This is a genomic window from Pseudomonas sp. PDM32, assembly GCF_019219225.1.
GTDB lineage: Bacteria > Pseudomonadota > Gammaproteobacteria > Pseudomonadales > Pseudomonadaceae > Aquipseudomonas > Aquipseudomonas laurylsulfatiphila.
Window position 1 is genome coordinate 116731 of the sequence record NZ_JAHUWE010000016.1, and the last position, 13446, is coordinate 130176.

Genomic DNA, 13446 nt, shown 5'->3' on the forward strand with positions numbered 1-13446 from the left:
GAGCCTTCGGGCTCCGTTTTTTTTTGCGTTGGTTTTTTCAGGGATACCGTGGCGCATTCATCGCTGGCAAGCCAGCTCCCACAGGGTTTGGGTAATGCCCAAAATGTGTGCTCGGCTACAAAACTTGTGGGAGCTGGCTTGCAGCGATGGCGATGTAACTGTTGGTGCAAGACTTGAGTTGCTCTCCCCATTCAGGTGCATAAATGACCTGGAAAACAGGGTTTATTTATATCCTGTGCACCATTTAATTTCATTAATGCGACATTTTGCTCTGTTCTTGTGCGCGAATCGTTTGTTACAGTCCGGCTCAATCTCCTCCAACGACAATAAATTTGCCGAGACTTTTCCATGATCGAATCCGTCGAATCCTTCCTTGCGCGCCTGAAAAAACGCGACCCGGATCAACCCGAATTTCACCAGGCTGTCGAAGAAGTCTTGCGTACCCTGTGGCCCTTTCTTGAAGCCAATCCGCATTACCTGACCTCCGGCATCCTGGAGCGCATCTGCGAGCCGGAGCGGGCGGTGGTGTTTCGCGTGTCATGGGTCGACGACCAGGGCAAGGTCCAGGTCAATCGCGGGTTCCGCATCCAGATGAACAGCGCGATCGGCCCGTACAAGGGTGGCCTGCGTTTTCATCCGTCGGTGAACATGGGCGTCCTGAAATTCCTCGCCTTCGAACAGACCTTCAAAAACTCCCTGACTTCATTGCCCATGGGCGGCGGCAAGGGTGGTTCCGACTTCGACCCCAAAGGCAAAAGCGACGCGGAAGTCATGCGCTTCTGCCAGGCCTTCATGAGCGAACTGTACCGCCACATTGGCGCGGACGTTGACGTGCCGGCCGGGGATATCGGTGTCGGTGCGCGGGAAATCGGCTTCCTGTTCGGTCAGTACAAGCGCCTGAGCAACCAGTTCACCAGCGTGTTGACCGGCAAAGGCCCGAGCTACGGCGGCAGCCTGATTCGTCCGGAAGCCACCGGCTTCGGTTGCGTGTACTTCGCCGAGGAAATGCTCAAGCGTCGCGGCCTGGCCGTGGAAGGCAAACGCGTAGCGATCTCCGGCTCCGGCAACGTCGCGCAATACGCGGCGCGCAAGGTCATGGACCTGGGCGGCAAAGTGATTTCGCTGTCCGACTCCGAAGGCACGCTGTATTGCGAAAGCGGTTTGACCGAGGAGCAATGGCTGGCGGTGCTGGAACTGAAAAACGTACAACGCGGCCGCATCCGTGAGCTGGCCGGCCGTTTTGGCCTGGAGTTCCGCGCCGGTGAGCTTCCGTGGAACCTGAGCTGCGATATCGCGCTGCCGTGCGCGACGCAAAACGAACTGGATGCCGAAGCCGCTCGCACCTTGCTGCGCAATGGCTGCATCTGTGTGGCCGAGGGCGCGAACATGCCGACCACCCTGGAGGCGGTGGACCTGTTCATCGAGGCCGACATTCTGTTCGCGCCGGGCAAGGCGTCCAATGCCGGTGGTGTGGCGGTGAGCGGGTTGGAGATGTCGCAGAACGCCATGCGCCTTGCGTGGACCGGTGGTGAAGTGGACAGCAAGCTGCACGCGATCATGCAGTCGATCCACCACGCCTGCGTGCATTACGGCGAAGAGAATGGTCGGGTCAACTACGTCAAGGGCGCGAACATCGCCGGCTTCGTCAAAGTTGCCGATGCCATGCTGGCCCAGGGCGTGGTCTAAGTCGGCTCGATACGGATCACTTCAATCAGTTGATCCCCGGCTGGGCGCTGCCACAGCACTTCATCGTTGAGTCGTGCACCGAGCAGTGCCCGGCCCAGCGGTGAACCCCAATTGATCAGGCCGTGGGCGGCATCGGCCTGATCTTCGCCCACCAGTTGTACCCGGCGTTCGGTGGCGTGTTCATCGGCGTAGGTCACCCAACTGCCGATCTGCACTTTTTCGGTCGACGTCGCGGCGGGTACCACCTGAGCGCTGCCCAGGCGCTGCTTGAAGTAACGCAGATCACGTTCGAGATCGGCCAGGCGCTGCTTGTCGGCCTGCTCGCCTTTTGCCGATTGTTCGGCGTGCAGGCTTTGCAGTTCGGCGACTTTACTCTGCAACAGGCTCAGGCCTTGCGGCGTGACGTAATTGGGCTGCGCGCTGACTTGCCGTTCGACGGGCTGATCGGCTTGCGCGGCGGCGTTATCTTCATTGACGAAGGCACGACTCATGAAAATCTCCCGATATAGGATTTGGGCCATGGTCGCAGGCATTTGGTTTCACTAGATGTCTGAAAGCGACTTACGGCGAGTGATAGGCCCGGGCAGCGTCCTGGTCTTTCTGTTGCTGCCAGGCTTTGTCGCGCTCTTGCAGATGACTATTGCGCCCATCCCCACTGTCCTGGTTATCCCGCATGGCCTGGCACTGGCGAAAGCCATCACTCCAGCCTTCGGCGTACAACGGATCCTTGAGGTAGCGCGGGACATTCTTGCGGAATTCGCCGGTGATCGCCCCGGCGGCCTGCCGGCCACTGCTGCAACCGTCATCGAAGCCATCGGCGAAGGCGGGCGGGTAACCTTTGGCGAGCAGGTCATCGTGGGTTGACTGGCAACCTGCGATCAGCAACAACACAGCCAACCATCCTACACGCCGCCACATTTCACTCTCCGGGGCCGATAAGCGGCTGATAGGGAAAGTCTAGAAGTGGATTCGTCGGGCGTCACATAACCCGTGTGGGAGCGAGCCTGCTCGCGAAGGTGGTGAGTCAGTCCAATAGATGTTGGCTGACACTACGCCTTCGCGAGCAGGCTCGCTCCCACAGGGATCTGTGGTGCGTTCGGGTCAGTAGTGATACCACTTCAGCTCAAGCATCACTTCGTTCTCGGCCGACGCCAGATGGCTGAACTCTCGCTGGGCGCTCAAGCGCAGTCCGAGATTGCGGGAGATTTCCCATTGCTGATTCAGGCTCAGGCTGCGGCGCACTTCACCATTGGTGAAGTAATCGCCCCTGGCTTCGAGGCTTAGATTGCCCAGCGGGTTTTTCCACAGCACCCCACTGTTGAAACCGGCGGCCGGCGCGATGAATTCGGCGAAGTCGTTGTTGTGCTCGATACGCACAGTGCCCAGGACAAATCCGAGCATGTCCTCGCTCAGTTGCCAGGTTCCACCACCACCGCCGTTGACATGGCTGACCAGGGTTTGGTCATCGTGCTTGCCCGGCACACGTTCCAGGCCACCCGTGACTTGCCATGACAACGGTTGCAGCAATTCGTTACGCGGAGTCAGGGAGCGAATGGTTGCCAGGTCCAGTTGCTGCACCTGCCAGTCGTTGCCTTCGTACTGGCGCAGTTTCAATTGCAGGATCTCGATCTGCGCGCCAAGTGGAAAGCTTTCGCTGTTGTCATTGAGGTCGTGATAAGCCATGCGCAAGCCGTACTCGCCAAAGGCTTTGTCTCCGCGGGTGCCGAGACCGAGCTGCCAGGTGCGCGACTCGTGACCGTCTTCAGGCAAGCCGGGTTGCGGGATATTCAGCTCCGGCGCCGGGTTCTGGTTGATTGCCCGCAACAGTTCAAAGCTGCGCTGGGCGCGCACCGGATCGCGCTCCTGGCCGTTGGCGCGATAGCGCTCCAGACGATAGGCGGCATCGATGATCAGCGCCTGGCGGTCGCGGGGTTGTGCCTTGAACGCCGGGTCCTGCAGTTGTTTCTGGTCGGCGCTGACTTTCAGCACCCATTGCTGCTCTTCAGGATTCAACGGCTCGGCGCGACTGAGCAACTCGCGTTCCCGGGACGGGCGATACTGGATCGATTCCACCAGCCCGGCCGCTTTCACGGCCTTGACGGTGTCGGTGGGGATGGCCGTGAGCGGGAATTGTTCGGTCAGGCGCAGGCCCGGGCGAGCCACTTGCAGCAGTTCCAGCAAGCGGTATGAGCAATTTTCGTCGAAGAAGAAATAGTCGAATTTGATCTGTTTCAGTTCCCAGACGTGTTCGACCATGCGCGCGGTTTCCTGTGGGGTCAGGTTAAGGCGGTATTCCCACAGGTCGCGGTTTTCCAGACTGCGGTATTCCGAGAGCTTTTCCTGGTAGGGCACCATTGCGAAGAGGCCGGGATAACCGCCCATCAGGCCTTTCCAGGCATAGATGATGCTGTTGTCCGAGCCCTCGATGTAGGCGCCGAAGTTGATCGCGTAACTGAGCAGCGAAGTCTTGTCGCTCTTCACTTCGGCCTGGTCGATGCGCAGCAGGGTATGGCCGAACATCGAGGATGGGCTGTTCAGGTAAGCCGCCGGGAAGATCATCACCGCGCTGTCGGGCGAGACGTCCTTGAACCATTGCTTGAACGCTGCGCAGTCCGGCGTTGGCAGACCGGTCAGGTCGAGTTGCTCTTTCAGCCAGCGGGTGCGCGCCGGGTAGACGCATTGCGCGTGCTGTTCCCCGGCACTGGCCGGGGCATACAAGGCTTGTACAGTCGCCGCCAGTTCATGATCCGGATGTTCATTGCCATCGGCGGCGAGGAAGAACTTCCGGTCGCTGACATAGCTGCGCCAGCCGCCGAGCTTGGCGGTTTCGTAATGGCCCAGGGATATCCAGAAAGGGTCGTTGGCCAGTTGCTGCAAACGTTGAGGGGCGATGTGAGGCGCGGCGGACAGTGGGGCGCAGACACACAGCGCCAGCCAGGCAAGGCGTTTGAACATAGATGGCAACTTAATCGATAGAAACTGAGCCCCGACCAGGATAGTGCCAGTCAGTCAAACCCGCTCCCACAGGTTTTGCGTGTTGACTTACCGACGCTCCCAAAGAGGGGCAGGTCCAAAAAACAAAACCCGCTTCCCGAAAGAAGCGGGGCGGGTCGAGCTTAAGCTTGAGTTGCGTACTTGGCCAGACGAGGGTCGGCTTTGAGCACGGCCAGGGTGTTGGTATGCACATCTTCGGCCGTCACGTCAGCCTTGCTGAAGATCTGCTGGAAGTGCTCGTGAGTGACGGCGGCGAAGTGCGCACGGTCTTCCGGCGCTACGCCCAGTACCACGGCATAAGTGGTCAGCGCTTCGCCCTGACCCTTGGCCATGTCTTCGGACAGTTCGTTCATCATGCCGTTCATGGCGAACCAGGATTTGCCGCCATAGGTCAGCGACGCATTGGTTGCGCAACCGTTGGTGCCGGATGTCATGCCGAAGGTTGCGTTGCCGGAAGTGCCGTTGGTGGTGGATGCCAGGAAGTGAGCCGGAGTACCACGCTGGCCTTCGAACAGCATGTTGCCCCAACCGCAATCCGGGCCGCCTGGCGCCTGAGCCATGGCGTTGATGGATACAGCGGTGAAGAGAGTACCAAGAAGAATCCGTTTCATAGCTTTGTTCTCTTTATGTGCATACCAATTTGACAAGGGGTTCTGGCCCGTCTGGTGCCAGTGGGCCGGTCATTAGTCCAGCCGCGCAGTTTGGAGTTTAGGCACGATCGCGGGGTTCCGTGATTTTTTGCAAAACATTCATGCGCAACGGCGGCGCAAGCCCGGCCCGCCTGGGGTTGGCCGACTGACGATGCCCAAGCCTTCGGCGCTCCTTGCCAGTCGGGCATGGGCAGCGCCAGAATGCTGCCATCTGCCCCGCCTGATTGTTAAGGAAGCCCGATGCCTGATCCTGTTGCTGCCAGCTTGCGTCTAGCGCCCGAAGCGCTGACCCGTCCGTTTTCCGCTGAACAGTTCAGCTTCTCTACCACCAATGATCTGGAGCCCTTTCGCGGTGTGCTTGGCCAGGAACGTGCGGTCGAAGCCTTGCAGTTCGGTGTGGCCATGCCACGCCCCGGTTACAACGTATTTGTCATGGGCGAACCCGGGACTGGCCGGTTCTCGTTCGTCAAACGCTACCTCAAGGCCGAAGGCAAGCGCCTGCAGACTCCGGCGGACTGGGTCTACGTCAACAATTTCGATGAGCCGCGCGAGCCGCGCGCACTGGAACTGCCGTCGGGCACCGCCGGTGCATTCATCGGTGACATCAACGGCTTGATCGACAACCTGCTGGCGACGTTTCCGGCTGTCTTCGAGCATCCGTCCTACCAACAGAAAAAAAGTGGCATCGACCGCGCCTTCAACCAGCGCTACGACAAGGCCCTGGACGTCATCGAGCGTCTGGCGCTGGAGAAAGACGTCGCGCTCTACCGCGACGCCAGCAATATCGCCTTCACCCCGATGGGTGATGGCAAGGCGTTGGACGAAGCTGAATTCGCCCAGTTGCCGGAAGCCGAACGCGAGCGCTTTCACGAGGATATTTCGGCACTGGAAGAGCGCCTCAACGAAGAGCTCGCCAGCCTGCCGCAATGGAAGCGTGAGTCGAGCAACCAGTTGCGTCATCTGAACGAAGAAACCATCACTCTGGCCTTGCAGCCCTTGTTGTCGCCATTGTCGGAGAAGTACGCCGAGAACGCGGCGGTTTGCGGTTATCTGCAAGCCATGCAGGTGTATTTGCTCAAGACTGTGGTCGAGCAACTGGTTGACGACAGCAAGACCGACGCTATCGCCCGCAAGTTGCTGGAAGAACAATACGCGCCGAGCCTGGTGGTCGGTCACTCGGCCAGCGGCGGTGCGCCGGTGGTGTTCGAGCCGCACCCGACCTACGAAAACCTCTTCGGACGTATCGAATACAGCACCGACCAGGGCGCGCTGTACACCACCTACCGCCAACTGCGGCCGGGGGCCTTGCACCGGGCCAACGGTGGTTTCCTGATCCTTGAAGCGGACAAGATGCTCAGTGAGCCATTCGTGTGGGACGCGCTGAAACGCGCCCTACAATCGCGCAAGCTGAAAATGGAATCACCGCTGGGCGAGCTGGGCCGTCTGGCCACTGTCACCCTGACACCGCAACACATTCCGCTGCAGGTCAAAGTCGTCATCATCGGTGCCCGTCAGCTGTATTACACGCTGCAAGACCTCGATCCGGACTTCCAGGAGATGTTCCGCGTCCTGGTGGATTTCGACGAAGACATCCCGATGGTCGACGAGAGCCTGGAGCAGTTCGCCCAGTTGCTCAAAACCCGTACTTCCGAAGAAGGCATGGCACCGCTGACCGCCGATGCGGTGGCGCGTCTGGCGACTTACAGCGCCCGCCTGGCCGAGCATCAGGGGCGCTTGTCGGCGCGTATCGGTGACTTGTTCCAGCTGGTCAGCGAGGCCGATTTCATCCGCCACCTGGCCGGTGATGAAATGACCGACGCCGGGCACATCGAACGGGCACTCAAGGCCAAGGCCACGCGAACCGGGCGGGTTTCGGCGCGGATTCTCGACGACATGCTGGCCGGGATCATCCTGATCGACACCGATGGCGCAGCCGTCGGCAAGTGCAACGGCCTGACCGTGCTGGAGGTCGGCGACTCGGCTTTCGGTGTGCCGGCGCGGATTTCCGCCACGGTGTACCCGGGTGGCAGCGGTATTGTCGACATCGAGCGCGAAGTCAACCTCGGCCAGCCGATCCATTCCAAGGGCGTGATGATCCTCACGGGGTATCTGGGCAGCCGCTACGCCCAGGAATTCCCGCTGGCGATTTCCGCAAGCATCGCCCTGGAGCAATCCTACGGTTATGTCGATGGCGACAGCGCGTCCCTGGGCGAGGCCTGCACCCTGATCTCGGCCTTGTCGAAAACCCCGCTCAAACAGTGCTTTGCCATCACCGGTTCGATCAACCAGTTCGGCGAAGTGCAGGCGGTGGGTGGGGTCAACGAGAAGATCGAGGGCTTCTTCCGTCTGTGCGAAGCCCGCGGGTTGACGGGCGAGCAGGGGGCAATCATTCCTCACGCCAACGTTGCCACACTGATGCTCGACGAGAAGGTGCTGGCTGCGGTGCGCGCGGGGCAGTTCCATGTCTACGCGGTCCGTCAGGCCGACGAAGCCTTGAGTTTGCTGGTCGGCGAGCCGGCCGGTGAACCGGACGAAAATGGCGAGTTCCCTGAAGGCAGCGTGAACGCGCGGGTCGTGGAGCGCTTGCGGGTTATCGCGGAAATGATCAGCGAGGATGATCTCAAGGAAGCCGAGAAGGAGTTGGCGCAGGAGGCACTGGCGGAAACCAAGCCTGCGTGATGCAGTAACCCATGTGGGAGCGGGCTTGCTCGCGAAAGCGGCCTATCAGCCAACATAAATGTTGAATGAAAAGACGCCTTCGCGAGCAAGCCCGCTCCCACATTTGTTTGTGTGAACATCGGAGAGCGTCGTCGAAATGACGTCAATATTCACGCTATGACCATTCGGCGCCTTTCGGTCTTGGCTCGGCCTGCAGGCCAGACTTTTCTTCTATTCTCTGCTCAGGGATATCGACAGTAATCACAGGATCGAAACAGCCTTCACATGGGGGCTGAATACCGGATCTACCGAGGGTCGCCGCCATGTCGCGCAACCTCTGCCTCACCCGTCAATGCCTGGGCCTTGTGACCCGTATCGAGTGTGCCATCCGTCCACTGGCAGGAGACACGGGCATGTGGACTCTGCTGTTCGCCGCCGGAATGGCCGGTGAACAACCTTCGGCCATCAAGGCCCAAGGCCCGTTTCATGGTCCAATCGCCGCTGAATCAATCCTCGACACCATCGTTGAAAGCCTGACCTTGCACGGTTACGAGTTGGCCGACGATCCGCAAATCTGGTGCCTGCACCTGCAAGCCCAATTGCGGGAAATCAACGGTGGTCGCTGCCGTAACCTGGGCGGCTTCGAGTTTCACCCCGAGCACTGAGTCGCACTATTGATCAAGGCGTGTCATGTCGGCCTTGTCGAGTTTGACCTCGAAACCATATTGCACGGTGGCGAGGTCAGTGCGCTGATAGGTTTCCAGGCGCGTAGGCTGCCCGTAGAAGTAATGCACGGCAAATTGCGCCCGGCCTTGTGCGCTCGCGCCATGGCTGACCGATAGAATTTCCTTCAAGTAATTGCCGCTGTCGTCTTTGGCGAAAAAGCGCCAGTCCTGGGCGGGAAACGCCTTCAGATTCACCACCAGCGCATTGTCCTTGAGTTCAAGGCCTTTGGGCAGTTGACGGGTATCGACGGTTTTTTGCTCGATTGTGGCCAGGAACAGTGGCATCGAGCCTACTGCATAGGCTGGCGTTTCCGGAAACAGATTCAGATCGTAGGTGATGGTGCCGCGCAGTGGATCGATCTGGTAGGCCTCGGGTGGCAGCTCGATCGGTTCGTCGCGTTTGCCACGCGTGTCTTCGGTAAAGAAACTCACCGGGCTTTCACCGGGGTTGAGCGATGTGCCCAGCAGTTCATCGTTGAAGCTGCGCAAATGGGTGAATTCGATTCGAGCAGCGCTGGGGTCATCGACCGACTGGCTGATGCTGACGTTCTTTTTCAGTTGATCCTCGCTCAGCGTTGCCCCTTTCAGCCAGGTTACCGCCTGGTCGTCATAGACCACCACGGGCAGGTTCAAGGGCTGAATGCCCTTGTCTGGGGTCTCGGCATCTAAGCGCCGGACCGGCAGATCGAGGTCCTTGCGGGTGACCGTGGCGGCGGAAAAATCCAGCATGCTGACTTCGAGGGTTTCGATCGTCCCGTTGAAATACACCTTCGAATAGCGTCGAGTCTGCCGTTTCTCAAAGGCGCGTTGTTCTTCGTCGAGTTGCTTTTCCAGCGCCTCGCTCCAGCTCTTTTGTTGCTGCATCTTGGCCAGTTGCTGCCGATAGAAGGCAATTTGTGCCGCGGTTTCGTTGATCGAGCCTGCGCGCGTGATGTATTGCCCGGTGCTGTCCCTGGCCTGGACGATCAACGGGTTCATTGGTGTTTCACTGACTTCAGGCGCCAGCGGTGCACTGTTGTTGTATTCGATTTCCGCGTAGTTGTTCGTCAGTGTGAGCAAGGTGACGCTCAGGTTGTCATTGGTGCGGGTCTGGCCGATGTCCTTTTTTGTCAGGTCGAAGCTGTAGAGCCGGCGGGGCGCGATGACTTCGACCTTACCCTGCAGGCTCACCGGCTGCGGCTGCTTTTTTTTGTCGATGTCGAGGCCTTCGATGAAGGGGTAGGCCACGGTCAGGTCATCGGGGTTGGTCAGGTTGGAACTCGATGGACTGAGTTGAATGCCGGGGTCGGTTTCCGACCATTCCGGCTGGAAGGCAATGACCCGTTTATTGCTCAGGGTGACGGACTGCCATTCCAGGCCGTGGGGAAACAAAAACGCGGCAGGAACGCTGAACGTGAAGGGAAACACCGGTTGCAGATCGATCAGGTAGTCGGAACTGGAATCCTTTTGCAGCACAAACAACCCATTGATGTAGGTGTCGACCAGAGCTTGCGGGGTCGGGTAGTGCTTGAGCATGGCAAGGGCGTCTTCGCCGTATTCGGTTTCCACCGGTTTGCTGTCGAGCTTGAGTTGCGCGCGCTCGAGCAGCAGTAGTGAACCGCCCAGCTCCGACACAGCGTCCTTGAGCTTCGGATCCTGGATGGCGTCCAGCGACTTTTCGAACTGCGCGGTTTTTTCTTCGAGGCTGACCTGGCGTTTTTCATCGCTGGGTGAGCAGCCACTTAGCAGCAGTGCCAAGCAAATTCCGGCACTCGTCAAAGGCAATCGCACATCCATTTCCAGTCTTCCTGTCCAATATCACTGAGCGTTCAATGATTTGGACACTAGCAGAAAAACCTTGATACACAGGCGCAGGTGGCGGATTTTTCGACGTTTTCTGGCAGCTTCTGGATAGGGGCAGGCGACTGATATACTCGCCGCCATTTACAGTCCACATGTGAGATTCAATGGAACGCTTTATCGAAAATGCAATGTACGCCTCGCGCTGGCTGCTGGCGCCGATCTATTTCGGCCTGTCCCTCGGGCTGTTGGCGCTGGCACTGAAATTCTTCCAGGAAGTCTTCCACGTCATCCCGAACGTGTTCTCGATGGCCGAATCGGACTTGATCCTGGTGCTACTGTCATTGATCGACATGGCGCTGGTGGGCGGTTTGCTGGTAATGGTGATGATTTCCGGCTACGAGAACTTCGTCTCGCAACTGGACATCGACGACAGCAAGGAAAAGCTCAACTGGCTCGGCACCATGGACTCTTCGTCGCTGAAGATGAAGGTGGCCGCGTCGATCGTGGCAATCTCGTCCATTCACCTGCTGCGCATCTTCATGGACGCCAAGAACGTCGACCCCGAGCATCTGCAGTGGTATGTGATCATCCACATGACCTTCGTGGTCTCGGCATTCGCCATGGGTTACCTGGATAAAGTCACCAAGCACTGATCCGGTCAGGCTCCCTTGTGACGAGGGAGCTTGCTCCCACTGGATTGCGAAGCGATCCCGCTTTTTTTAGGGCTGCTCCGCTGCCCAACGCGAGCAAGCTCGCTCGCCACAACCTCTCGCGATAACAGACAAACGGTCCTGCCACTGGCTTGTGCTTTGATGCATCGAAGCCTATCCCTGTAAGTATGTTGGCTCGCCATTGCGTGAGGTGCGTACATGAACCTGCAAGAGTTGAATGCCTATGCCGTCGCCGGGAAGGTCGATGAGCTGAACCTGATCTCCATGGAGGGCGGCATCTACCTGCTTGAGGCGCGGATGCATGGCGCGGCGTATCCCTTGAGCGATACGCACGGCCACATGATGAGCCTGCGTTCGGTGGAGCATGCCCGTGATGTGCTGCGCTCCTTTCCCAAGCTGCACTTCAACCTTGTGCACACTGTCGTGCATGACGAAATGTGCGGGCTGGTTGCCGATGTGCAGGATACCCTGAAGGTGCCGATCGCCTGACGTCCCTCATCAATGGCATGTCATCTGTGCTAGTCTGCTGGCCCTTTTGGTTCCGGGCGCTCCGGGACGCGCTGTGCACGCACGGCAAGTTCCAGGCCGTCCGCACAGCGGAGCAGTGTCATGTCCGAAGTAAATCTGTCCACCGACGAAACCCGCGTCAGCTACGGTATTGGCCGTCAGCTGGGCGACCAACTGCGTGACAACCCGCCACCGGGTGTCAGCCTGGACGCGATCCTGGCAGGTCTGACCGATGCATTCGCCGGCAAGCCAAGCCGTGTGGGTCAGGAAGAAATGTCCGCCAGCTTCAAGGTCATCCGTGAAATCATGCAGGCCGAAGCTGCAGCCAAGGCTGAAGCGGCCGCTGGCGAAGGCCTGGCTTTCCTGGCTGAAAACGCCAAGCGTGAAGGCATCACCACTCTGGCTTCCGGCCTGCAGTTCGAAGTTCTGACCGCTGGCGAAGGCGCCAAGCCATCCCGCGAAGACACCGTGCGTACTCACTACCACGGCACCCTGATCGACGGCACTGTGTTCGACAGCTCCTACGAGCGCGGTCAGCCTGCAGAGTTCCCGGTTGGTGGTGTGATCGCCGGCTGGACCGAAGCCCTGCAACTGATGAACGCCGGCAGCAAATGGCGCCTGTACGTGCCGAGCGAACTGGCTTACGGCGCTCAAGGCGTTGGCGGCATCCCGCCGCACAGCGTACTGGTGTTCGACGTCGAGCTGCTTGACGTTCTGTAAGACCTGGCCCGATATGGCGTCGGGCTAATGTGGGAGCGACGGTGCGGCGATCCGACTTGCTCGCGATGGTGGTGTGTCAGTCAATGTATCTGTGATGGAACATCCGCTATCGCGAGCAAGCTCGCTCCCACAGTTTTTTACGGTGATTCATAGTTCGATCTTGTGGTGCAGTTCACTGTGCGGGCGCAATGCCCGGGCATAGCAGAACAGAAACAGATTGCGCACCAGTTCCTTGAGCACCACCGGCTCGCTTGAGCTCAGGCCGTTGACGTCCAGGTCACCCTGGTCCTGCAGCTCGTTCAAGGCTTCTTCTTCCAGTACGGCACAGACTTCCCCGGTTTCCCGATGCAGGATCCTGAGGTAAGGGTGTGGGCGGTCCAGCCAGGCATCGATCAAATAAGTCATGGTTCTCATCTCCACTGAGGGTTTTATGAGAATAATTCCTATTCAATAAATAGCAAGGGCCTATTGGCGGTTTGCGCTTTTTCCTGGGTAAAGATTGCGTCAGGTCAAAAGGGCTGGCGTCTGGCTATTGCGTGGATTTACCGGGTGAAGCGGGGGGAGTTCCATCCCGTGCCGGGCGCGGGATGGATAACAGCAGGATCAGACTTTTCTGACGAATTCGGACTTGAGTTTCATCGGGCCGATGCCGTCGATCTTGCAATCGATGTCGTGATCGCCATCGCACAGGCGGATGTTCTTGACCTTGGTGCCGACCTTGACCACCAGGGACGTACCCTTGACCTTGAGGTCCTTGATCACGGTGATGGTATCGCCGTCCTGCAGGACATTGCCGACCGAATCCTTTTTCACGGAGTCATCGGACGCCGCTTCGGCTTCACCGCTGGCGGACCATTCGTGGGCGCACTCGGGGCAGATCAGTTGGGTGCCGTCTTCGTAGGTGTATTCGGAATTGCATTTTGGGCAGGGTGGCAGCGTGCTCACTAAGGCTCCTTGGATTCAGGATCGCTAAAAAGCGCACATTATATAGGGTTTTTCAGGCGGGGGGAGTTGAAAGCAAAAGATCGCAGCCTTCGGCAGCTCCTACAGGGT

The 13446-nt window shown here is 58.9% G+C and carries 13 protein-coding genes; 6 read left to right on the forward strand and 7 right to left on the reverse strand.

The annotated features are described in order from the left end of the window. Window positions 1-348: 348 nt before the first annotated feature. Complete coding sequence (gene gdhA / locus KW846_RS26365; RefSeq protein ID WP_116581822.1) at window positions 349-1686, forward strand: NADP-specific glutamate dehydrogenase; 1338 nt, start codon at window positions 349-351, stop codon at window positions 1684-1686. Here the strand turns inward: gdhA and KW846_RS26370 are convergent. The 4 genes from KW846_RS26370 to KW846_RS26385 all read right to left on the reverse strand — a co-directional run bounded on the left by KW846_RS26370 (window position 1683) and on the right by KW846_RS26385 (window position 5291). Beyond that, on the reverse strand, window positions 1683-2177 hold the full coding sequence (locus KW846_RS26370; RefSeq protein WP_116581821.1) for a GreA/GreB family elongation factor: 495 nt from the start codon (window positions 2175-2177) through the stop codon (window positions 1683-1685). The genes gdhA and KW846_RS26370 overlap by 4 nt on opposite strands. A 70-nt stretch (window positions 2178-2247) precedes the next feature. Then, window positions 2248-2604 (reverse strand): hypothetical protein, encoded by a 357-nt coding sequence (locus KW846_RS26375; RefSeq protein WP_218486050.1) that lies wholly within the window; start codon window positions 2602-2604, stop codon window positions 2248-2250. Window positions 2605-2787: 183 nt separating this feature from the next. Then, window positions 2788-4641 carry a DUF4105 domain-containing protein gene (locus KW846_RS26380; RefSeq protein WP_218486051.1) on the reverse strand — a complete coding sequence of 618 codons (1854 nt, stop codon included), beginning with the start codon at window positions 4639-4641 and terminating at the stop codon, window positions 2788-2790. Between the two features lie 161 nt (window positions 4642-4802). Beyond that, window positions 4803-5291, reverse strand: coding sequence for a DUF3015 domain-containing protein (locus KW846_RS26385; RefSeq protein WP_007970900.1), 489 nt, complete (start codon window positions 5289-5291; stop codon window positions 4803-4805). A gap of 279 nt (window positions 5292-5570) precedes the next feature. Here KW846_RS26385 and KW846_RS26390 point away from each other — a divergent pair, with 279 nt between their 5' ends. Further along, on the forward strand, window positions 5571-8009 hold the full coding sequence (locus KW846_RS26390) for a Lon protease family protein (RefSeq protein WP_217836409.1): 2439 nt from the start codon (window positions 5571-5573) through the stop codon (window positions 8007-8009). Between the two features lie 302 nt (window positions 8010-8311). Further along, complete coding sequence (locus KW846_RS26395; protein WP_007970902.1) at window positions 8312-8653, forward strand: hypothetical protein; 342 nt, start codon at window positions 8312-8314, stop codon at window positions 8651-8653. A gap of 6 nt (window positions 8654-8659) precedes the next feature. Here KW846_RS26395 and KW846_RS26400 read toward each other — a convergent pair whose 3' ends face one another. Next, complete coding sequence (locus KW846_RS26400; protein WP_218486052.1) at window positions 8660-10489, reverse strand: hypothetical protein; 1830 nt, start codon at window positions 10487-10489, stop codon at window positions 8660-8662. Window positions 10490-10659: 170 nt separating this feature from the next. Between KW846_RS26400 and KW846_RS26405 the strand changes: the two genes are divergently transcribed. The 3 genes from KW846_RS26405 (at window position 10660) to KW846_RS26415 (ending at window position 12393) form a co-directional block, all read left to right on the forward strand. Further along, on the forward strand, window positions 10660-11148 hold the full coding sequence (locus KW846_RS26405) for a TIGR00645 family protein (protein ID WP_007970904.1): 489 nt from the start codon (window positions 10660-10662) through the stop codon (window positions 11146-11148). A 216-nt stretch (window positions 11149-11364) separates the two neighbouring features. Then, window positions 11365-11655 carry a DUF6482 family protein gene (locus tag KW846_RS26410; RefSeq protein ID WP_218486053.1) on the forward strand — a complete coding sequence of 97 codons (291 nt, stop codon included), beginning with the start codon at window positions 11365-11367 and terminating at the stop codon, window positions 11653-11655. Window positions 11656-11775: 120 nt separating this feature from the next. Further along, window positions 11776-12393 carry an FKBP-type peptidyl-prolyl cis-trans isomerase gene (locus KW846_RS26415; RefSeq protein ID WP_007970907.1) on the forward strand — a complete coding sequence of 206 codons (618 nt, stop codon included), beginning with the start codon at window positions 11776-11778 and terminating at the stop codon, window positions 12391-12393. Between the two features lie 147 nt (window positions 12394-12540). Here KW846_RS26415 and KW846_RS26420 read toward each other — a convergent pair whose 3' ends face one another. Then, window positions 12541-12798, reverse strand: a complete 258-nt coding sequence (locus tag KW846_RS26420) for a hypothetical protein (protein WP_095965651.1) — start codon at window positions 12796-12798, stop codon at window positions 12541-12543. Window positions 12799-12996: 198 nt separating this feature from the next. Further along, the gene (locus tag KW846_RS26425) at window positions 12997-13338 is read right to left on the reverse strand and encodes a zinc ribbon domain-containing protein YjdM (protein ID WP_104451398.1); all 342 of its coding nucleotides are present in this window, start codon (window positions 13336-13338) and stop codon (window positions 12997-12999) included. Window positions 13339-13446 lie beyond the last annotated feature (108 nt).

Coding starts and splice junctions, on each gene's coding strand:
- gdhA (WP_116581822.1), top strand. CDS start 349: ATGATCGAATCCGTCGAATCCTTCCTTGCGCGCCTGAAAAAACGCGAC.
- KW846_RS26370 (WP_116581821.1), bottom strand. CDS start 2,177: ATGAGTCGTGCCTTCGTCAATGAAGATAACGCCGCCGCGCAAGCCGAT.
- KW846_RS26375 (WP_218486050.1), bottom strand. CDS start 2,604: ATGTGGCGGCGTGTAGGATGGTTGGCTGTGTTGTTGCTGATCGCAGGT.
- KW846_RS26380 (WP_218486051.1), bottom strand. CDS start 4,641: ATGTTCAAACGCCTTGCCTGGCTGGCGCTGTGTGTCTGCGCCCCACTG.
- KW846_RS26385 (WP_007970900.1), bottom strand. CDS start 5,291: ATGAAACGGATTCTTCTTGGTACTCTCTTCACCGCTGTATCCATCAAC.
- KW846_RS26390 (WP_217836409.1), top strand. CDS start 5,571: ATGCCTGATCCTGTTGCTGCCAGCTTGCGTCTAGCGCCCGAAGCGCTG.
- KW846_RS26395 (WP_007970902.1), top strand. CDS start 8,312: ATGTCGCGCAACCTCTGCCTCACCCGTCAATGCCTGGGCCTTGTGACC.
- KW846_RS26400 (WP_218486052.1), bottom strand. CDS start 10,489: ATGGATGTGCGATTGCCTTTGACGAGTGCCGGAATTTGCTTGGCACTG.
- KW846_RS26405 (WP_007970904.1), top strand. CDS start 10,660: ATGGAACGCTTTATCGAAAATGCAATGTACGCCTCGCGCTGGCTGCTG.
- KW846_RS26410 (WP_218486053.1), top strand. CDS start 11,365: ATGAACCTGCAAGAGTTGAATGCCTATGCCGTCGCCGGGAAGGTCGAT.
- KW846_RS26415 (WP_007970907.1), top strand. CDS start 11,776: ATGTCCGAAGTAAATCTGTCCACCGACGAAACCCGCGTCAGCTACGGT.
- KW846_RS26420 (WP_095965651.1), bottom strand. CDS start 12,798: ATGACTTATTTGATCGATGCCTGGCTGGACCGCCCACACCCTTACCTC.